This window comes from Candidatus Thiothrix sulfatifontis (genome assembly GCA_022828425.1).
In the GTDB taxonomy this organism is placed as follows: Bacteria; Pseudomonadota; Gammaproteobacteria; order Thiotrichales; family Thiotrichaceae; genus Thiothrix; species Thiothrix sulfatifontis.
Genome location: CP094685.1, coordinates 672,889 through 694,309, shown reverse-complemented (window position 1 = coordinate 694,309; position 21,421 = coordinate 672,889). Strand labels below are relative to the sequence as shown.

Here is a 21,421-nt window from a genome sequence, read left to right as displayed (position 1 = left end):
AAGAGCATTAGTTTAAAAATTCGTTACTCGGTTCGCGCACCGCATCCAAACGGTAAGGCGTCGGATCAAGACACGGCGTGCGCCCCAACATCACATCCGTCAGCAATTGCACCGATGCCAACGCCATCGTCACCCCATAACGGTAATGCCCCGCATTCACATACAAGCCCGCAATTTCCGGGTGCTCATCAATATAGGGAACGCCATTCGGTGAGCCGGGGCGTAAACCGCTCCAATGGTTGTTGATCGGCAAATCGCGTAACGCTGGCATGATTGCGTAAGCCGTTTCGCGCAATTCATTTAAACCCTCGGCGGTGGTTTGCTTATCAAAACCGCGCATTTCCAAAGTGGAACCGCACAAAATACGCCCATCTTGACGCGGAATCAGGTAACGCCCTTCATGCAACACAATGCGCTTGAGCAAGCCTTTTGCCCCCCGGAACAAAATCATTTGCCCTTGTACCGGGCGTATATCCACATGCAATGCCTGCATTTCCGGGAACAGCCCCGTCCACGCCCCCGTGGTGAGAATTACATTATTCGCCTTGAAGACTTCGCTGCCCAATTTCACCCCGGTCACGCGCCCATTCGCCGTTTCCAACCCAGTAACAGGATAATGTTCCGCAATTTCAATCGGTAACAAACGCAGGCTGGTGCGCAATGAATCAGCAATTCGAGGGTTACGCATTTGTGCAATAGCGGGCATAAACATACCCTGCTGGAAAGCATCTGCCAATTGCGGTTCGCACGCGTGCATGTCAGCGGCAGTGTTTAGCGGCTGCAACGCGTAACCCCAAGTTTGCGCCCAAGCTTGTGCGCGGGCAGATTCGTGCGCATCCGTCATCAGCAAGCCAGAACGAATCCATTGTGGATCAATCCCAGTGGCGGCCGTCAAGGTGTCACACAAAGCGGGGTAATGTTGCTGGCTGTATTGGGTTAGCCGTGAAATAGCATCCGGGTAGCGCCACGGGTAAAGCGGGGACAAAATACCACCGCCCGCCCATGTCGATTCTTTGCCCAATTCGCCTTGGTCGATGATCATGACGTTCATCCCCGCTTCGTGCAAGAAACGGGCTGTCAACATACCTAAAATGCCACCACCGACAATAATTGCGTCTTTCATGCGTCATCTCAACAACAGGGGGTCTTAAAGTATACGGGAGACGCGGCGCGGTCATCTAGCCATGAATGCGCTTTAGGCGTTCATTCCGCAGCCGTCAAGGTATCCGTCGCGGTCGCGGTTGTCACGAACGTGCTGGCTGTTCCCGGTTTTGGCGCATTTTGTTGAATATTTTCCCAGAAATCACTGGCAGGCAACGTGTTGCGGCTAAGGTTGGCAGGCAATTTATCCACTGCTTGGCTCAAGGTTTGAATGCAGCCTTTGCAATCATCCGTCCGGCAATGATTAACCAAGGCACCGAAGGTTTCCCACCCACCAAGCGCAGCAAACTGAACGCTAGAACGCGCCGCTTTCGCAAACTCGCCTTGGCGAAAATAAAATAAGCACGGCACCGCTCGCAACGGATCAGGGTAACGCGAATCCAGCCCCGCCACGTCGCGTAACAAGGTGAACGCCAGCTCCCAATGCCGCAGGGCGCACAGCCCTACCGCCAGCAAATGCCCGCCAGTGCGGTCAAACGGGTTTATTTGACGCGCGGTTTCAATTTCCAATTTGCCCATTTCATGATCGCCACGGTGAAAACATTCCAAGGCAAAAATGCTGTGCGCCAACGCATTGCCGGGGTTGAGTTCCAACGCACGCAGCGCCAGACGGTTCCACATAATTTCTAAACTGGCAATCGGCTCAGCGCGTAGCATGTAAGCGTATAAACACCATACCGCGTAATGCAAATGCGCCAAGGCATCGTCATGGTAACGCTGAGTACGGTCTTCGCAAGCGTCTGAAAATGCTTGCAGATTTGCATCTCCCGCCTCGTCCTGAAGAACCGCGATATGCTCAACCAGCACCCGGTAATGGCAGGGAATATCATCCTGGGTTTTCCAATAGCGGCTCCAGTAAGCCATCGCGGTGCCTCGGTGCAAGCTGAATGTTTCGAGTATCAACTGACCAAACACCGCCTCCAAGGTAGCCTGCGTGTAATGGCGTGGCACGGGCACGCTATCTGACCACAACTGCTCGCGCGTGAGGGTGTGAAACAAGACAAATTTGAGGGTGAAACCCGTTTCCGCCACATCCGCCGTGCATTGCAGCAAGAATTCTGCCTGATAATGCCGCAATGCTGCGTCCAGCTCATCCACTTTGTGCCCCTTAGGGTGACTGGCTCGCGCCAAGGCAATGCGGATTTCCCGGAAATTCCCCAACACCATCGGCAATAAAGTACGCAAGTTGTACACCAAGCCGCGCAGCGCATCATCACGAATCAGCTCGGTATCGGGATAGCTAATGTGCACCTTAGGCCCTAACGACTGAATGCTTTTAAGGGCGAAGTGTTGCGCCGCAGGCAGTGCGTGGGGTTGAATACTGTCAAAACTGGGCTGGTAACTGCCGCTAGGTAAAATAATTCTGTACTTACTCTGACTGCCTTCGCCCGCGTAATACTCTTCCAACAATTTGCGTACCCGACCCGCCTCTACCCGCACAGCGGGGCTATCCGTGGAGCAAAAATCCGCAGGTTTACCCAACGCTTCGATCGCAATACCGTACTGCGTTATTTTTTCACCACGACCGGCCAAGGTCTCTGCAACGGTATACGCTAAAAAATTACAGGCTTGCTTTTTATTCTCTAATAAACGACTGGCTAATATTTGACGAAGCTCTTTTTGAATCCACTCTTTTTCTTCCATAAAATCTATTTTCTTCTTAATAAAAAACAGCACGCCAAGCTGATACATAACGGCAACTGAACCATCGGGCAGCAATACTTGCATGAAAGCCACAAGCCAACAAGGTGTTAATTGTCACGCTTAGTCACCCTGTCGCCACGCGCCTTGGCCAATCAAGCAATTTCAAGCACTTAATGACCAAGACACACCGTTTATGCTGATGATTAACGCCTATTTAGCAGGCAAATAGCAGGGCGGCGTTACGGGTAACACGGGTGTTTTACTTGGCTTTTGTGAAGCTGGCGTTAAGATAAAGTTGACCAGCTTGGGGCTGTTGAGAGCTATTCGCACTTTCGGCGATCGTACCGTTATTGAATTTTTATTCGATCGCTCTTCTGTTCTTGTCGTTTTTTATGAGAAATGGAGTCGTGATATGGGGGCTTTGATTGATTCAGGTAAACACCTTGTCCTGGATAACCGCTATGCATTATTGAGTTGCATAGCGGTGTCCGGTGCCGGAAAAATTTACCGAGGCCGTGATTTGGAACAAGTCAAATACCAAGGCTTGGAATCGCGCATTTTGATTCATGTATTACCCAGTGAAGCTTCCGCTTGGGCATTGGATGAGTTGTTTCAACACATCAGTCTCACCAGCCAGCGCCTAGCATTGCCGTGGATTTTAATGCCGCTGGCTTACGGGCACGATAACGGTCAGGCTTATGTCGTTTTGGAAAGCCCGGATACCTGGGAAGTCCAAAGTCTTCTCACGCAAGCCGGGCAACATTCACCGTGTCAAAAGAATGCCTACAAGCATCTTAAGCCGTTAATAAAAAAAGGGTACTTGGATGAACACCTCGACCCCGCTTTATTGCTGTGCGTCGCGGGCATGGACGTGCATGTATTAGCCACTGCCTTATCACCGCGCGTGCAGCAGTTGGAAAAACGCGGCACCCACCGCATTATTCCGCACAAACACCTTAGTCAAGCGCTCATGACGGGTTCACTGTTGGGCTTGTTTGGTGTTTTTACCGCCGTAGCAGGTAATGCCGTGTTAGAAACGGTGGTATCCCCCGCGCCTTTGGTGACAATTGCGCCAGAACCGCGCGAACCGTTAAAACTTGCGGCACTAACGCCCACCGCAATCGCCAGTGTCCTGCCAATTAATCGTCAGGCGCAGGCGTACCAAGACACACCACTGGTTGCGATTGGCTACCCACCCAAGGCCAAACCTCAAGCGGCACTCAAGGCAAAAGATACCAAGCCTGCGGTTACAAAAGCGCCGCCGTTGAATCCAGCACCCGCTTCTGCGAAAAAACCGTCATCGGTAGCACCAGCGGTCATACTTGAACCCGCATTACCCTCGGATGAGGGCGTTGAGCGCTTAATCGCGCAAGCTTATGCCGCGATGGAAGCGGGTGATTTGGGCAGCAGTGACCGCAGCGCCCTGTATTTCACTCGCCAATTACGCGACCGAGCGGCTCAACACCCGCAAGTGGCGCGTTTGGGGCAAGAAATCACGGCAGCTTATTTACGCCAAGTACGGGTGGCATTGCAAACCCAAGATTTCGCCGCAACACAGGAAATTTTACCGTTCAGCCGGGCACTGATACAGGAATTCAACTTGAATCATTTGCAAGCTGCGCAACAAGTGCTGGAAGACAAAGCAGTAGAACTCAGTCAATTCGGGCTATGACTTGTACTGGCACAACTACTATGACGATAAACAAGGGGATTAATCCAATGGCAAGCAATAACGCTTTTTTTATACAACGTTTGAATGACCACATCCAATACCTCCGCAAAGTCACTAACACGTTGAAAGGTGTGGACGACTTTGAAGGAACGGCTTGCACCGAGTGCAAATTGGGACAGTGGCTCTACCACAACGGGCACGAACACCTGCAAAATTCTGCGCCAGATGGCAGCTTTTTATTTGAATTTTTGGAGAAAAATCACAAACGCTTTCACGATTCCAGTGACGAGGCACTGGCGCAATACCGCAATGGCAACGCTGTCGGCAGTTACCGCGCGGTGACTGAAATGCATAAATTATCCAATGAAATGGTCGCCTTACTGTTAAAAGCCGACCGTCATAGCCGCACCGCGACGGGGACATAAACAAACCCAATGCCGGGAAAAGCCATGAGCACTTTTCCCGGCGCAAGCTTACTTCTCCAACTGCGTCACGTCGCGCACCGCACCGCGTGAGGCCGAAGTCGTCATTGCCGCATACGCTTTCAACGCCGCACTCACGTAACGCTCGCGACTCACTGGCTTCCAACCCGCTTTGCCGCGTGCTTCCATCGCCGCCCGCCGGGTTGCCAGCACTTCATCGCTAACACGCACATTGATCGTCCGGTTCGGAATGTCGATGTCGATCATGTCGCCTTCTTCCACCAAGCCAATCGCGCCGCCTTCTGCCGCTTCCGGTGAAACGTGACCGATGGACAAGCCCGACGTGCCGCCGGAAAAACGCCCGTCCGTGATCAGCGCACACGCCTTACCCAAGCCTTTCGACTTGATGTACGAGGTCGGGTAGAGCATTTCCTGCATTCCGGGGCCACCGCGAGGGCCTTCGTAGCGGATCAATACGATGTCACCCGCGACAATTTTATCACCGAGAATGCCCGCCACTGCGTCATCTTGCGATTCAAAAATACGCGCTGGGCCGGAGAATGTGAGAATGCTGTCATCCACTCCAGCGGTTTTGACCACGCAACCATCCAGCGCAATATTGCCGAACAACACCGCCAAGCCACCTTCAAGGCTGTAAGCGTGCGCTTTGTCGCGGATACAGCCGTTTTCGCGGTCAATATCCAACGTGTCCCAGCGTTTGCTTTGGCTGAATGCCACTTGCGTTGGCACTCCACCGGGGCCTGCGCGGAAAAATTCGTGGCGTTTGGCATCGTCGGTCAAGCGCACATCCCACAACGACAAGGCTTCCGCCATATTGGTCGCGTGAACTGTGCCGACTTCGCGGTGCAACAATCCAGCGCGGTCGAGTTCGCCAAGAATGCCGAATACCCCGCCCGCACGGTGTACGTCTTCCATGTGGTAAAGCTGGGTGGAAGGCGCAACTTTGCACAATTGCGGCACTTTGCGGCTCAAACGGTCGATGTCGTTCATGGTGAAATTGACACCCGCCTCTTCCGCCGCCGCCAGCAAGTGCAAGATGGTATTGGTCGAGCCACCCATTGCAATGTCCAAACACATCGCATTTTCAAACGCTTCCATGGTCGCAATCGAGCGCGGCAATACAGATTCGTCGTCCTGTTCGTAGTAACGTTTCGCCAAACCGACAATGATGCGCCCCGCTTCGAGGAACAGGCGCTTGCGGTCAGAATGCGTCGCCAGCGTCGAACCGTTCCCCGGCAAACTCAAGCCCAGGGCTTCGGTCAAGCAATTCATCGAGTTAGCGGTAAACATGCCGGAACACGAGCCGCACGTAGGGCAAGCGGAACGTTCCATGGTTTCCACATTTGCGTCGCTTTCGGCACTGTTGGCGGCGGACACCATTGCATCCACCAAATCCAGCTTCACCAGCTTGCCACCAATCACCGCTTTGCCGGATTCCATCGGCCCGCCGGAAACGAAAATGGTGGGAATGTTCAGGCGCAGCGCGGCATTCAACATCCCCGGCGTGATTTTGTCGCAGTTGGAAATGCACACCAGCGCGTCGGCACAATGCGCATTCACCATGTATTCCACGGCATCGGCGATTAATTCGCGGGACGGCAGCGAATACAGCATCCCCCCATGCCCCATCGCAATGCCATCGTCGACAGCAATGGTATTGAATTCTTTGGCGACACCGCCAGCGGCTTCGATTTCACGCGCCACCAGTTGCCCCATGTCCTTGAGGTGGACGTGACCGGGGACAAATTGGGTGAAGGAATTCGCAATCGCGATGATCGGTTTCTGGAAATCCGCATCGGTCATGCCGGTCGCACGCCACAAAGCGCGTGCGCCAGCCATATTGCGACCGCCGGTGGAAGTGCGGGAACGGTAAACGGGCATGGTGTACTCCTGAAACAAAATCTTGCAAAGCGGCATTCTAACGCGGGGAGTGCGGGCGCGTCACAATGATTAATGCTCAGCTTTGGTTTCGTTTTGGTAAGCCGTCAAAAACTCATGCGGATTCACGTAAAACACTTGATCCAAACCCAACGGCTGTTCTGCTTTCCACTCCGTCACCAGTGGTGGCAAGCTACGAATCGAATAATACAAATTGGCTGCCACTGGCTTCGTTGGTTTCGCTGGTTTGGTTGTGCCAACTGTGCCAATTTTCTCGCCCGTTTTAACCCAAGACGCCGGTGTCACCTCAACTTTGTCGAGATTGGCGTAGTGGTGTAGCCGCCATTTTGCACCCAGAACCCAAACTGAATTATCACCTTGCGGGGTATGTTCACGGTAAAGCACCAGCCCGCTAGTGACCGCTTCAACCGCTGCGCCTTGGTCAGCAAAAATGGTAATGCCTTTTTGTGCATTGACGCCGCCAACTTTGTAACCGTAAACCATGGAATCGCTTGCATAAGATTTGGCGTTCGCGACAGGTACGTGACGGTCTTCGGGTATCCAGTACCCAATCATAAAAATGGTAAATGCTAACAAAATTAGCAGAGGTTTCTTGTTCATAATGTACACCCTAATATCCCTTCCGGTCTGCTGTTGTTAGTTTTTATGACAGACTGGCTGTTTGAAAGTTCATATTTTTGTATAGAGTATTATAAAATAATCTTGTGGCGCAAAAAACCTTTTTCCGAAGAGCGGCTGGTTGCTCAGTCTTTCAGTAGAATTTGTTTAACACCCGTGATCGTCGACTGCCATGGCGATGGCACATTATTTTCCCAATCGGTCAGGTATTTATCCAATGTTTTGTCGCCGCTGTCATCGCCAAGGTTTAAATAATTGAGCGTTACCCACGTCTCTGGTTTTTCAGCAAAAATCGGCAGCAACTGATTGGCGACCAATTCGTTAAGGTCCCGACCTTGCGCGTAGGGGTCAGCACTCAGCGTTTTGGCGTAGGCTTGATACCACTTGGGTAACTTCATGCTTTTAGGAAGCTGGCGGTGGGTTTGCTTGAACATGTCTTGCTGGTATTCCCGAAATTTGGGGGCATACTCCTGCCAATGCGGGTAAGGCGGATTGGTTTCCCAGTGTTGTGCCATTTTTTCTAACGCAAATAAGCTGAATGCCTCACACAAGGACTCCTCAAACCATTGTTGGCGAGTGATGTTATTCGGAGCAAGATCGTAATTGGACATCAAATGGCACATTTCGTGGGAAAACTGGTAAGACAACTGCGCCCAATAACGCCCACCAACGTTGAGCATAATGATGTATTCATCATTAGCACCTTTTTCGTACAAGGAAATGGGGCCGCTTTTGTCGTTTCTAACAACAATATCACCAAAGGTGCGCCCCGCCATGTACGGCGCAATCACCTCAATCACCGACGTTAAGACCGTTTTTATGTCATCGGGGTTGGCTTCGCCCCACTCGCTTTCCACCTGAACTTGGGCAGGTGCGGTGAATGCCCAGAGCTGCAAAGGCAGACAAGTGAGCAATACCAATAACAAGGCTTTGAGGTAACGCATACGCTGATCCCGACGCTATTAAATGAAATCACAGCTATTCTGTAACGCTAGGCGCTAGTAAAGGAAAATGCACCGGGGTTAGCGGTAGTGGAAAAACGATAGCCGTTATTTGCCGTCGCTTTTTTCCAGCGACAATAGCAGGATAAATTCCGCCCCGTGAGCCGCATCCCCCAGCCGAATGCTGCCGTTGTAAGCTTTTAGGATGGAGGCAACGATTTCCAGCCCCAAACCCGTGCCGCCTTTGGTGCGTTTGGTGGTGAAAAATGGGGTGAAAATCTTGTCACGATTCGCTGCCGAAATTCCCTCCCCGTTGTCGTGCAAGCGCAGACACAACTGCTGCCCGGAAGCATTCGCATACACATCCACGCCCTTGGCGCCGTGTTGCAAGCTGTTATCGAACAGGTTGATAACAACGGTTTCCAACGCATCCGGCGCAATCGCCAGCGGTGTATTGGGCAAGGCATTGTGAATGCGCACCTGCAAACCCCGTTCCTGATAACGGTTGTGCAAGGCTTTGAACAAGGCAGGCAACGTGCTGGTTTCTTTGCGGGTTTCGAGTGAATCGGCGCGGGCTAATTCCAACAAGCGATTCACCAATTGCTTGAGGCGCTGGGTATCCGCCAATAAGTTTTGAATGAATTTTTCACGGCGTTCAGCGGGCATGGTGTCAAGGTGATCATGCAGCAATTCCAATGCGCCTTGCATCGCGGTCAGGGGTGTTTTGAATTCGTGGGAAACGTGGGTAGCAAAGCGGCGGATGTAATCGGAACGTTCCGCCAGCGCGTGTGACATGCCCGCGAAACTTTCCGACAATTGCGCAATTTCTTTGGTGACGGGATTTTGAATCGGTTCGACTTCGCGCTGTTCGCCTTGGCGTACCCGTTCGGTTTGCCGCAATAATTCGCGGATGGGGCGCGAAATGGTGGATGACACCAATAAAATCAGCAACACCGCCAGCACCAACAAGCTGAAGGTAGCCATGAACAATACACCCTTGTTGGCGTACAAGTGCTTGATAATATTGTTCGGCGTGCGCGATAGCAGCAGCACGCCTTGCAGCCGTTCGTCTTCAATAATCGGAAACGCGGTGAACACCCGAATCTGGCTGCCCCGGCTAATCGAATACAGCGGCGGCGGGGGCTGATCAGAAATGCGCTGGCGGATGACGCTGGCGTATTTCCCTTGTATGGCCTGCTTGACTTCAGCAATGTGCGCCAGTGATAAGCCGACTTCTTCGCGCCCGGCAATCACGGTGCCATTGGGGTCGAGCAAACGTATCCCGGATAGCGTCACTTGCTGGGTATCGCGCAATATTTGGCTCATTTGCTCGCCGATCTCGCGGGCTAACGGGTCAATCGCTTGCGTGCTAGGGCGGGCTTCGGGGCGTGGTGGTGCAATCGGCGCAATCAAATCCACGCTAGGTTTGACCGGGGTGTAAAATGGATCGTCCAGCGGTTGTTCTTCCGTGTACGGTGGGTCAGGTTGTGTCAGAGAAGTGGAAAATCGAATGTAGCCGTAATTGCCCTTTTGCGGCTGATTGCGCACCAATTGCCGAAACGTGGCGGCGAGTGCCGCCGATTGCGAAATCAGTTCCAACTCGGTTTGCTGGACTAATTCATTTTCATAAATGCGGAAAAAATACAGCCCACCCAAGGGCAACGCCAATACCGCGAGCATCACCAATAGCAAAATGCTCCGCAAGCGGAATAGCGTTTTACGAGGAAACGGTAGGCGTGCATTTATTGGCATGTGGCAAGTTTATAACCGACTCCATGCACCGTTTCAATCACATTTTCACAGCCGATGTCCGCAAATTTCTGGCGAATGTGGCGAATATGGCTATCAATGGTGCGGTCACTGACATACACATTGCCGTCGTAGGCGTTGCCCATAATGCTGTCACGGCTGAAAACGCGAGTGGGTTGGCGGGCAAACAATTGCAACATGGCAAATTCGGTGGCGGTTAGGTTCAACGCTTTGCCATCCCAATTGGCGGTGTGTTGTTCGGGCTGAATGCTGAGCTTGCCGTGACGCAGTGAACTTTGCTCTGGCTCCGGCGCTGCTTTGCTGTGCTGTTGCGTGCGTTTGAGAATGACATTAATGCGTGCCACCAATTCACGCGGGCTGAACGGTTTGGTCACGTAATCATCGCCGCCGATTTCCAAGCCTAAAATGCGGTCAATCTCGTCATCGCGGGACGAAAGAAACAAAATCGGCACCTCTGAAAACTTGCGGATTTCGCGGCAGACTTCTAGCCCATCAAGCTCTGGCATATTGATGTCGAGTACGATCAAATCAGCGGCATGACGGCGGAAGGTGTCGAGGGCTTGGCGACCGTCTTCGGTTTGGGTGACTTGCATCCCCGCTTTTTCCAGCGCAAAGCTAATCACATCGCGGATATGAGGGTCGTCGTCGGCAATGAGGATATGTTTATTCATGTGAGCCATTGTAGCAAACAATAAGAAACCCCGACCAACGGGTGTCGCGCCGTTGGTCGGGGTCTAGGCGTCTCAGGGTGTTACAACCCCGCCGGGAAAACTGGTCGTAGCAGAAGATTATTGTTGTCATCTCCAGCCTCCCGTTCAGTGAGTAGTGTCAGGGCTGCATGGTACGGAAAACATGTGCAGGTATTATCCCAATGGTGTGGAGATGCGTCGGAAATAGTTTGCAGATTGTGTGCAGAGCCGCAAAATCAGCAATTTCTACAAATCGTGCTTGAATTCCCCCTTACTCCGTGTTGCAAGATGGATTACAATCACGCCTTTATCCGCAGTTCCTGCGCTTATTCTTAGAGATTTGGACACATGACTGACTTAACACTTTACCGAAATATTGGCATTTTTGCCCACGTTGACGCGGGCAAGACCACTACCACCGAGCGTATTCTGAAGCTGACCGGCAAAATCCATAAGATCGGTGAAGTGCACGACGGTGCTGCCACCACTGACTTCATGGTGCAGGAAGCAGAACGCGGGATCACCATCCAGTCGGCTGCGACCACCTGTTTTTGGAAAGGTCACCGCTTCAATATCATCGACACCCCAGGGCACGTTGACTTCACCATCGAAGTTTACCGTTCACTGAAAGTTCTCGATGGCGGTATCGGCGTATTCTGCGGTTCCGGCGGTGTTGAACCCCAGTCTGAAACCAACTGGCGTTATGCGAATGATTCAGGCGTTGCCCGTGTCATTTACATCAATAAACTTGACCGTATCGGTGCCGATTACTACCGCGTTATCAAACAGGTAGAAGAAGTGTTGGGCGCACGTCCAATGCCCATGACCTTGCCTATCGGTATCGAAGACAACTTCGTTGGTGTGGTTGACCTGTTGACCCGTAAAGCATGGGTCTGGGACAACTCCGGCGACCCCATGAATTACACCATCGAAGACGTTCCCGCCGACATGGAGGAGCTCGTCAATGAATGGCGCGAAAAGCTGATCGAAATGGCGGTCGAGCAAGACGACGAACTGATGGAAATGTACCTCGGTGGCGAAGAACCGGCACTGGAAGACATTAAGCGCTGCATCCGCAAAGGCACGATTGCGCTGGACTTCTTCCCGACGTTTGCAGGTTCTTCTTTCAAAAACAAGGGCGTGCAATTGGTGCTGGACGGCGTAGTCGATTACTTGCCAAGCCCGGGTGAAGTGAAGCCGCAGCCTGAAGTGGACTTGGAAGGCAACCCGACCGGCGAATTCGCTATCGTGGATGCGGCGCGTCCCTTGCGTGCTTTGGCATTCAAAATCATGGATGACAAATACGGCGCCTTGACCTTTACCCGCATTTATTCCGGTACGATGAAAACCGGCGACACCATCCTCAACACGTTCACCGGCAAAACCGAACGCGTCGGCCGCATGGTGGAAATGCACGCGGATGAAGCCAACGCGATCGACTTCGCACAAGCGGGCGACATTATCGCCTTGGTTGGTCTGAAAAACGTGCAAACCGGCCATACCTTGTGTGACCCGAAACAACCGGCGACGCTCGAACCAATGGTATTCCCTGATCCGGTTATCTCGCTTGCTATCTCACCGAAAAATAAAGCCGGTGCCGAAAAAATGGGTGTTGCCCTCAACAAAATGGCAAAAGAAGACCCCTCTTTCCGCATTGAAACCGACCAAGAAACCGGCGAAACCATCCTCAAAGGCATGGGCGAATTGCATTTGGACATCAAGGTCGACATCTTGCTGCGTACTCACGGTGTGGAAGTCAACATCGGTAAACCGCAAGTGGCTTACCGCGAATCCATTACCCAGCGTGTGGAAGACAGCTATACCCACAAGAAGCAGTCCGGTGGTTCGGGTCAATACGGCAAAATCGACTACACCATCGAACCCAATGAAACGGGCGCGGGTTACGGTTTTGAATCCGTGGTCGTCGGGGGTTCTGTACCACGCGAATTCTGGCCTGCGATCGACAAAGGCTTCCGTGACAGCATGGTAAAAGGCCCCTTGGCTGGCTACCCAGTGGTTGACGTGAAAGTGACCTTGCGCGAAGGCGGTTTCCACGCAGTTGACTCCTCTGCCATCGCGTTTGAAATTGCGGCAAAAGGCGGCTACCGTCAAACCATGCCAAAAGCTGGCCCGCAAATCCTTGAGCCAATCATGAAAGTTGACGTATTCGCACCAGACTCCCACGTCGGTGACGTGATCGGTGACTTGAACCGTCGCCGTGCGATGATCAAGTCACAAGATACCGCGCCTATTGGTGCACGTATCAAGGCTGACGTGCCGTTGTCTGAGATGTTTGGTTACATCGGTGACTTGCGCACCATGACGTCCGGTCGTGGTCAATTCTCGATGGAGTTCTCACATTACGCGGCTTGCCCACGCTCGGTTTCCGATCAGGTTATCAAAGAAGCGCAAGAACGCAAGAAAGCGTTGGACGCTGAGAAGTAAGCTTCGCGATCTCCGACTGCAAAAAAGCCCCGCGATTGCGGGGCTTTTTTTTGTTACGGAATGATATTAAAACGCCATCACGTAACTCTTACCACTCTGCTCCAGCACGCTATAACGCTCTGTCCCCTCCGCATTGAAAAACACAAAGCGTGGTTTAACCGCCGCGCTGCTGCCATCAATGCTCAAGCCTTGCAGCGTCAAGCTGTTGTCAAGATTCAGCAACGGTGTAGTGTACGTCTTGAAGCGGTAGCTATCCGCCGCCGCTTCAATCGCCACAAACTTGGCTGCTTTTTGCGAATGGTCAGCGTGCAATAAATACGTGGCAGAATTGCCGTCATCATCCGCCAAGCTACGTTGGTACCGCATATCCGCTTCAGCTTGCGCGGCGGTTTGGAATAAGCTGCCGCCAGCAGTCAGCAAATACATGCCATCATCTGTGCGCCACAAATTGCTATTGACAGCACCGACGTCATGCTGACCGGCGTATGGCGAGTCATACAACCAGCGCGGTTGCGCAGCGCTGGTGTCGTAGCGGTTCAAATCATTTTTCACAAAACTGGTATCCAAGGTATAGGCGGCTTTCAAACCCGGCACCAATTGCAGATGTGCGCCCCCAAACAGGCGTTGTGTGCCGCTGTCTTCTTGCACGTTGCCGCTGGCAAGATCAATCACGTACAAATAGCTCCACGACGCACTCGCCGGGGGTGTCACGTAAGCCTTGCCATCATTGCTGAGAGCAATATCAAATACTTGAAAACCCAGATTGTCGTGAACCTCTAAAATTTCAGCGTCGATTAAATCAACGTAAGTCAGCGCACCGTCATGCCCGACCACGGCGGTTTCACCATCCGCACTGATCGCGAGGCTAGTCGGCACCGCTGGTAATGCCACGGCTCGCTGCCTACCACTGCTAGGGTTAATGATGTTTAGCGCGTTGCGGGGTTGGCTACTGACAGTGATCAATTGTTCCGTCTCATCGTTGTAAGCAGCATCCAGTGCATTACTGCTCAAGGGGTTAGCCGCTGCCAGCACCGTCAAGGTGCTGCTGGTCACGTGGGTATTGCTGAATGCGTCGGTCACTTTCAGGCTGACGGTGTAGGAGCCTTGTTTGTCGGGGGTGAAATTGGCGGTGATGCTGTCAGCGGCGATCAGCGCGGCCAGGCTATCGGTTGGCGCGGCTTCCAGCGTCCATTGGTAGGTGAGGAAATCGCCGTCGGGGTCGGTGGTTTTGCTGGCGTCTAATACAACGGGTACGCCCAATGGCATGGCAAGCGGCAAGGTGGCAATCGCGGTGGGGGCGGTATTGGCGGTGACGGCGTAGTTTTTCAGTACCGATTCGTTGCGGATCGACGGAGATTCGTACACGCCATCGCCATTGCTGTCCAAATTCACTTGTAATTTGCGCTGTGGCGGGGTGGACGTGTCGTAACCTTGTGCAATCACTTGGACTTTGCTGTTGGCGGCACCCGTCAGGGCGAGTTCACCTTCGAGGGGAACGCCATCGGTCGCAAACAGCAGCGGTTTTACGGTGGTAACATTGACACAACCTTGCACACCCTCGCAGAATTTACCGCTGATGTCGGTATAGCCGTCGCTTGACACCAGCATTTTTACGGTTTCGGCGAGTTGCTGTTTACCCGTGCTGAGATTGCGTTGGAATTGATTTGCCAGCAAAGTGCCCTGCCCGGTGGTCATGTTGACATCGGTTCGTAACGTGCCCGTGACCGTGTAAGGCACATCGTCGACACGAATGCTTAAGCCTTTCATGCTGAGGGTGAAGGCGGTGGGCTCTAAATACGCAATATTAACGCTGTGGATAACCAGCATTGCGCTGCCATTGGTGACGACATTTTCGCTCTTGCATTGGTTGTAGGTCACTTGCAAGGTGCCGGTTAAGGTGGTGTCATCCACGTCGCCAGTCACAGTAGCGCTGCCGCCACCGGGACAGGTATCGCTCTCAGTCACAGAGCGAGCTTGGTAGTGTTGCGCGGTAATGTGTTGGGCGGCCAGTGCAGACAATACACGTTGAGATTGCAGCCAATTGAGTTGCGCAGTAGTAGCCGTCGCCGGGGGCGTGCTGGCTTCTGCCGGGCGTGGCGCGGTAATATTGTCATTAATATTTTCGGTGCCTAACACCAAATTCACAAACGCCATGCTGCTGACAGTATCCAGCAAGGCCAAGGAACGGCTGCCGGTGTAAACGCTGCTCGCCTCTGCCAATGCAGTATTTGTGGTATTGCTGCTAACAATGCTGGTACTTGTGTTGCTGCCCGTGGTGGTGCTGGAAGTGGTCGTGCCACCGCCGCACGCGCTTAACAGTGTGCCTGCCACCAATGCAGGCAAGATGTGCGATATTTTCATGAATAGCCCCTGTTATTAGTAATTGTCGTCGCCAAAGACGTAGATCCCATTATAACTCAATTAGCTGAATAGATTAATATCATTAATTAAAACTACTGCTCATGCGGTCTCCCACAATCTTTAACGACCCTGCTATAATCGTTTCACCCCACTAGAAGGAAGCGTTACATGCCTACAATTATGATTACAGGTGCCAATCGCGGCATTGGTTTGGAACTGGTTCGTCAATACGCTGCGGATGGCTGGCATGTTTTGGCTGGTTGCCGTTCCCCCGAAAATGCGCACGATTTGAATAAATTGGCTGCTGCATCTGCGGGTAAAGTCGCAGTGTATTTGCTGGATGTTACCAACGCTGCCCAGCGCACGGCACTGGCGGCGCAACTCAACGATCAGCCCATCGACATTCTGTTCAACAGTGCGGGCGTATCGGGCAGTTGGAGCACGCAAGGTTTCGGGCAATGCCAAGCCGATGAATGGTTGGATGTGTTGAATATCAACGTCATTACCCCGATGCTGATGATGCAAGATTTTGCCGCCAATGTTGCCCTAAGCGAGCGCAAAATCATTGCCAATATGAGCAGCAAAATGGGCAGTATTACCGACAATACGTCGGGTGGCAGTTACATCTACCGCTCCAGCAAAGCCGCGTTGAATATGGTCAATAAAAGTGCGGCGCACGATTTGGCGCGTAAAGGCATTAGCGTGGTATTGCTGCATCCGGGTTGGGTGCGCACCGACATGGGCGGCCCCAACGGTGAGCTGTCGGTGGAAGAATCTGTTACCGCGTTGAAACGCAATTTGGCAACCGTGACTTTGGCGGATTCGGGGCGTTTGATTGATATTGATGGCAGTACCATCGCGTGGTAGCAACGTCGGATAAGCAGCAGCGCCTGCTCACCATTTTTGAACGCTTGCTGCCGTTGGTGGATAGCGTGTCTGACAAGGTGCGTTTCGCCGCCTTGTTGGGCGTGGGGCTGGATGTGTGGATTTTTATCTGGCTGTTTTTCCTCAAAGGGCTGTCGTTGACCAGTGCGTTGATTGTGGCGGGCGTGGTATTGCTGCCGCTGCTGATCTTGCTGCGCTTTTGGTGGGCGTTGGAAGAGCTGAAAGATTTGCCGAACATCGCCGGGCGCATGATGACCGATGCCAAAGGCGAGATTCAGGAAACGGTGCAAGGCATCCGTGCGGGGCAAGTCAAAAAGCTGAGTTTCTTGAGTTCGGCGAAAAGTTTGTGGAGCATTGGTTCGCTGGCAAGCGAAGCGCGCGAATTAGTGGGTTCGTATATCAGCATCGGCACGCTGGTCAACCCACTGTCACTGATTCTCGGCTTTTTGTCGTTACTGTTTGTTTTCTTGCTGATAGTGGTGGGTGTCGTGTTGCTGATCTTGGCATTTTTCTTGTGAGGGTTCACCCTCGGATAAGCCCTTTTGAAAACACTACACAGTGCTTTACGTATCCACTGACGCTAGGAAAAACTCACATGAAATTACACGCACTTATTCTCGCTGCTCTGCTTGCCACTTCCGGGGCTGCTGGAGTACCCGTAACCCACCCCACCGTTGCACAGTAAATATGACACAAGCCATCGCACGTATTGGTATTTTAACCGTTTCCGACCGCGCTAGTCGCGGCGAATACGAGGACAAAGGCGGCCCGGCGATTCATGCGTGGTTTAGCCGGGTCTTGACCAGCCCGTGGGAAGCGGTGGCGCGGGTGATTCCTGACGAACAGCCAGAAATTGAAGCGGCATTGCGTGAACTTAGCGATGTGGCAGGGTGTAGCCTGATTGTGACGACTGGCGGCACGGGGCCTGCGTTACGTGATGTTACCCCGGAAGCGACCGAGGCGGTGTGCAGCAAGCTAATGCCCGGTTTCGGTGAGTTAATGCGCACGGCTTCGCTGCTTGTTGTGCCAACAGCGATTTTGTCACGGCAAACGGCGGGTATTCGCGGGCGCAGTTTGATCGTGAATTTGCCGGGTAAACCGTCAGCGATTGATGATTGCTTGCAAGCGGTATTCCCGGCAATTCCGTATTGCTTGGATTTGATTGAAGCGGCGTATCTGGAAGCTGACCCGGAACAGTGCAAAGCGTTTCGCCCGGCCCATGCCAAACCACGCTAGTGATTACACGCAAAATTCTCATTGACTTTAGCAACATTGCCGCTACACTTTCTTACCATTATCAACCTTATTTTATGGAGACACCCAACATGCTGAATGGACATATACGGAGCAATTCAATCAATTAGTGTCTCCCGCGCTTGTGCCGGGGGACTGATCTCAGTCATCCGGCGTAACAATGCGGTGCTTCGTGTACAGCATGTCGAAAACCCCGGATGGTGTGAACCAACGGGGTTTTTTTATGCCTATCAGTTTTATGCTCAATAAGGGCAAAGTGCCGGTCAAGATTTTTACTGACGATGTGGATAGCGGCTCGCTGACACAGTTGGGAAACCTGTCGCAACTGCCCTTCATCCACAGCCACATTGCGGCGATGCCAGACGTGCATCACGGCATTGGTGCGACCGTGGGTTCGGTGATTCCCACCCGTGGCGCGATTATTCCCGCTGCTGTCGGCGTGGATATTGGTTGTGGAATGAACGCGGTACGTTTATCGCTCAAAGCCCACGACTTGCCCGACAACTTGTACAGCATTCGCAGCGCGATTGAACAGCGCGTACCCACGGGTTTCGACGAACACGAACGCCCCAGCATCAACGGTTCGACGCTCAATAATATGGGTAAGCATCTGGATGTTATTACCGACAAGCACCCCGGACTGGTGAAAATGTTGAAAAACTTTCACCGTCAATGGGGCAAGCAACTCGGCACACTCGGTGGTGGCAATCATTTTATCGAGCTGTGCATCGACGAAAGTGACGACGTGTGGGTGATGCTGCATTCCGGCAGTCGCGGGGTCGGCAATGCCATCGGGCGTTATTTCATCGAAAAGGCCAAAAAGGATGTGGGGCGAGAACTCGGTCAATTGCCCGACAAAGACCTCGCCTACTTCACCGAAGGCACAAAGCATTTCGATGATTACGTGGAAGCGGTCGGTTGGGCGCAGGATTACGCCCTGGTCAATCGTCGCGAAATGATGCGCTTGGTATTGGATGCGTTGCAACGCAGCAAAGCCTTGCCCACCTTCACCACCACCCGCGAAGCGATCAACTGCCACCACAATTACGTGCAAAAGGAAACGCACTTCGGCGCGGAAGTCTACCTGACCCGCAAAGGCGCAATCAGTGCGCAGTTGGGGCAGCTCGGCATTATTCCCGGCAGCATGGGCGCGAAATCGTACATCGTGCGCGGCTTGGGCAACGAACAATCGTTCTGCTCCTGTTCACACGGCGCGGGGCGACGCATGAGCCGCACCGAAGCCAAACGGCGTTTCAACACCCTCGATCTGGAAGCCCAGACCAAGGGCATCGAATGCCGCAAGGACAAAGGCGTGGTCGATGAAATTCCCGGCGCGTACAAAGACATCGACGCGGTAATGCAGAACCAAACCGATCTGGTCGAGGTCGTACATACGTTGAAACAAGTCATTTGCGTGAAAGGTTAGTAGGGGCGTATTGCATACGCCCTCTTCAAGGAGCAACCCATGGAAAAAACACAAGTTGAACTGATCCGCGAGTGCTTAAGCGGCAGCCGCACGGTGTTCCGCTACGCACCGGACAGCTACGCACTGCAATTGCTCAAAGACTACATCGGCAATGGCATGGGGATTGCAGCATTGCGCCGCTCCCCTTACGCCAAATTGTTAACCAAACCGATTGTCACCGAAGCCTTGGCATTAGCGGGCAAAGGGCAGCTAGAACCGTGGCATTTGGAAGCGGTCATTGCCCAATACCGCGACCACAAACCACTGAATTTCATCCTCACGCTGGACGAGTGGGGTACAGACGACAAAGACGACCGCCACTGGAAACAGACCTGCCGCACAGGTTACGACTTGGTGCTGCAACTGAATTTTGCCAATGATCACCACCAGCACCTCAAAACGCTGGTTGGCGCAGACGATGTTGCGCCGTTTTCCTATCACGGGCACCCGGTGCGCAAAGATGGCACGCTGGAAACACTGGCATGGGCGCGGATCGACCTCGACTTTGCCAGCAATCAGGCGCTGATCGAAGAAATCCAGTCCGATTGGGTCAAAGGTGCAGCGGATAGCTACCAAAACTGTCTGTACGGCGAGGACAAGATGCAGCAATACCGCGAGGTATTACGTCCTTATGCCAAGGTGTGGGATGAGGCGATGTTGACGGCGGCACTGTGCTTTATTCGCCGCGAACTGGGTATTCGCGACGTGTTTTACCACAGCTACGACACGGGTAATCGCCTCAAAGGTATCGAGCGTTACTACCATCTCGGCAAGCCGCCGCGTTACTTGTACACCGAATTGCCGAAAAAGTTTTGCTTCGTCCCGACCAGCGAAGCGCCGGACTTCCTCAAACCTGTCCGCTATCTGCATTACCTGCAACGGCACGGTAAAGCACAATGGTTCAAACTGCCCACACAGGAGCAATCTCATGGCAAAAAAGCCGCCGCGTAAGCGCAATCCCGTCGCCCACCACTTATTCGTCAATCGGGGTGGGGTTCACGAAAAAAGCCAGTCTGCCAAGCGGCAGGAAGACAAACGCCAGTTGCGTAAGCTGGTAGCGAAAGTCAGTGCCGGTGATCCCGGCGCTGATGCCCTTGCTGCTTAATTCTTCCCATCTGCAAAAGCACGCCCTCTATCCTACCTGAAGCCGTTAATCGGTGAGTCGCACCTAGACTTGAGAGTATTTACCCTAGGAATACTTTTCCATGAAACAGTCTGTTAAGCGCCTTGCCAAGCAATGGTTATTGCCCGTGCCGAACGCCTTACGCAAGAACCAGATCAAACCCGACCCCGCTGGATTGGCGCACATCGAACAGGCTATCCGCACCCATTATCACCAAGATTGGCGCAGCGAAGCACATTATTCCCCTGAAAAATACCAAGAAGATTTGCAAGCGCATTTATCCGAACGGCTGGAAAACGACCGACGTTTGATTGTACCGTGGTTGAATAAAGCCAAACCGTTACGCGGGCAGCGCATTCTGGAAATCGGTTGCGGCACAGGTTCATCGACCATCGCTTTAGCCGAGCAAGGGGCGCAAGTTACCGGCATCGACATTGACCAAGGCGCACTAAAAGTGGCGCGTGAACGGGCGGCGGTGTACGGGGTTTCCGCCGACTTTCAAAGCATCAATGCCAATCAATTGCTGAATACTTTCGGTAAAGGCACTTTTGACAGCATTATCTTCTTTGCCTCGTTGGAACACATGACTTTGACGGAACGGCTGGCGTCGCTGCGGGATGCGTGGCAGATGTTGCCGCTGGGTGGTTCGCTGGTGATTATTGAAACGCCGAATCGCTTGTGGTTTTTTGATAGCCATACCTCGCGCTTACCGTTTTTTAACTGGTTGCCGGATAAGCTGGCGTTTCGTTATTCAAAATTTAGCCCGCGTGAAAATTTCCGCGAATTGTATCGGCAATACACACCCGAATCCGCCGAGCACTTTTTACGGCGTGGGCGCGGCATGAGTTTTCATGAGCTGGATATTGCGATTGGGGAGGTGCAAAAGCTCAAGGTGGTAAGCAGCATTTCTTCATTTCTGGGGATGCGTTATCGGCTGAAACAATCCGCCATCGACCGCGAATACAAAAACCTGCTTGGTAAAATTTACCCGGATATTCACCCCGGTTTTTTCGACGATCATTTGTATTTGATCATCGAAAAAACCTGAGGG

Annotated in this window: 18 protein-coding genes; 10 read left to right on the top strand and 8 right to left on the bottom strand. The window is 52.8% G+C overall.

All coding sequences use genetic code 11. From position 1 onward, the window contains the following. Window positions 1-7: 7 nt before the first annotated feature. Window positions 8-1,123, bottom strand: coding sequence for a glycine oxidase ThiO (thiO, locus tag L3K52_03530; protein ID UOG92810.1), 1,116 nt, complete (start codon window positions 1,121-1,123; stop codon window positions 8-10). A gap of 80 nt (window positions 1,124-1,203) precedes the next feature. Further along, window positions 1,204-2,889, bottom strand: coding sequence for a hypothetical protein (locus L3K52_03525; protein ID UOG92809.1), 1,686 nt, complete (start codon window positions 2,887-2,889; stop codon window positions 1,204-1,206). A 328-nt stretch (window positions 2,890-3,217) separates the two neighbouring features. On the opposite strand from L3K52_03525, the gene L3K52_03520 reads away from it, so the two are divergent. Then, entirely contained in the window at window positions 3,218-4,477 is a 1,260-nt protein-coding gene (locus L3K52_03520) for a hypothetical protein (GenBank protein UOG92808.1), read from the top strand. Window positions 4,478-4,524: 47 nt separating this feature from the next. Continuing rightward, window positions 4,525-4,902: a CZB domain-containing protein gene (locus L3K52_03515; GenBank protein UOG92807.1), complete on the top strand. Its 378-nt coding sequence runs from the start codon at window positions 4,525-4,527 to the stop codon at window positions 4,900-4,902. Window positions 4,903-4,950: 48 nt separating this feature from the next. Here the strand turns inward: L3K52_03515 and ilvD are convergent, their stop codons facing one another. The 5 genes from ilvD to L3K52_03490 form a co-directional block, all read right to left on the bottom strand. Beyond that, on the bottom strand, window positions 4,951-6,801 hold the full coding sequence (gene ilvD, locus L3K52_03510) for a dihydroxy-acid dehydratase (GenBank protein UOG92806.1): 1,851 nt from the start codon (window positions 6,799-6,801) through the stop codon (window positions 4,951-4,953). A gap of 69 nt (window positions 6,802-6,870) precedes the next feature. Continuing rightward, the gene (locus L3K52_03505) at window positions 6,871-7,419 is read right to left on the bottom strand and encodes a M23 family metallopeptidase (protein UOG92805.1); all 549 of its coding nucleotides are present in this window, start codon (window positions 7,417-7,419) and stop codon (window positions 6,871-6,873) included. A gap of 143 nt (window positions 7,420-7,562) precedes the next feature. Further along, window positions 7,563-8,381 (bottom strand): hypothetical protein, encoded by an 819-nt coding sequence (locus L3K52_03500; GenBank protein ID UOG92804.1) that lies wholly within the window; start codon window positions 8,379-8,381, stop codon window positions 7,563-7,565. A 105-nt stretch (window positions 8,382-8,486) separates the two neighbouring features. Then, window positions 8,487-10,130, bottom strand: a complete 1,644-nt coding sequence (locus L3K52_03495; protein ID UOG92803.1) for a HAMP domain-containing histidine kinase — start codon at window positions 10,128-10,130, stop codon at window positions 8,487-8,489. Beyond that, window positions 10,121-10,819 (bottom strand): response regulator transcription factor, encoded by a 699-nt coding sequence (locus L3K52_03490; protein ID UOG92802.1) that lies wholly within the window; start codon window positions 10,817-10,819, stop codon window positions 10,121-10,123. Before L3K52_03490 ends, L3K52_03495 begins: the two co-directional genes overlap by 10 nt. A 366-nt stretch (window positions 10,820-11,185) precedes the next feature. Between L3K52_03490 and fusA the strand changes: the two genes are divergently transcribed. Then, the gene (fusA, locus tag L3K52_03485) at window positions 11,186-13,282 is read left to right on the top strand and encodes an elongation factor G (protein ID UOG92801.1); all 2,097 of its coding nucleotides are present in this window, start codon (window positions 11,186-11,188) and stop codon (window positions 13,280-13,282) included. 66 nt (window positions 13,283-13,348) lie between these two features. Here fusA and L3K52_03480 read toward each other — a convergent pair whose 3' ends face one another. After that, window positions 13,349-15,643, bottom strand: coding sequence for a PKD domain-containing protein (locus L3K52_03480; GenBank protein UOG92800.1), 2,295 nt, complete (start codon window positions 15,641-15,643; stop codon window positions 13,349-13,351). Window positions 15,644-15,811: 168 nt separating this feature from the next. Between L3K52_03480 and L3K52_03475 the strand changes: the two genes are divergently transcribed. From L3K52_03475 to L3K52_03445, 7 genes are all read left to right on the top strand, one after another. Next, window positions 15,812-16,510 (top strand): SDR family oxidoreductase, encoded by a 699-nt coding sequence (locus tag L3K52_03475; protein ID UOG92799.1) that lies wholly within the window; start codon window positions 15,812-15,814, stop codon window positions 16,508-16,510. Continuing rightward, a complete protein-coding gene (locus L3K52_03470; protein ID UOG92798.1) occupies window positions 16,504-17,046 on the top strand; it encodes a hypothetical protein in 543 nt (180 codons plus the stop codon). Before L3K52_03475 ends, L3K52_03470 begins: the two co-directional genes overlap by 7 nt. A 169-nt stretch (window positions 17,047-17,215) precedes the next feature. After that, window positions 17,216-17,764 (top strand): molybdopterin adenylyltransferase, encoded by a 549-nt coding sequence (mog, locus tag L3K52_03465; protein UOG92797.1) that lies wholly within the window; start codon window positions 17,216-17,218, stop codon window positions 17,762-17,764. Window positions 17,765-18,005: 241 nt separating this feature from the next. Then, window positions 18,006-19,208 carry an RtcB family protein gene (locus L3K52_03460; protein UOG92796.1) on the top strand — a complete coding sequence of 401 codons (1,203 nt, stop codon included), beginning with the start codon at window positions 18,006-18,008 and terminating at the stop codon, window positions 19,206-19,208. Window positions 19,209-19,247: 39 nt separating this feature from the next. Continuing rightward, window positions 19,248-20,198 carry a hypothetical protein gene (locus L3K52_03455; GenBank protein ID UOG92795.1) on the top strand — a complete coding sequence of 317 codons (951 nt, stop codon included), beginning with the start codon at window positions 19,248-19,250 and terminating at the stop codon, window positions 20,196-20,198. Then, window positions 20,176-20,352, top strand: a complete 177-nt coding sequence (locus tag L3K52_03450) for a hypothetical protein (GenBank protein UOG92794.1) — start codon at window positions 20,176-20,178, stop codon at window positions 20,350-20,352. The genes L3K52_03455 and L3K52_03450 overlap by 23 nt, the downstream gene beginning before the upstream one ends. Window positions 20,353-20,452: 100 nt before the next feature. Then, window positions 20,453-21,418 carry a class I SAM-dependent methyltransferase gene (locus L3K52_03445; GenBank protein ID UOG92793.1) on the top strand — a complete coding sequence of 322 codons (966 nt, stop codon included), beginning with the start codon at window positions 20,453-20,455 and terminating at the stop codon, window positions 21,416-21,418. Window positions 21,419-21,421 lie beyond the last annotated feature (3 nt).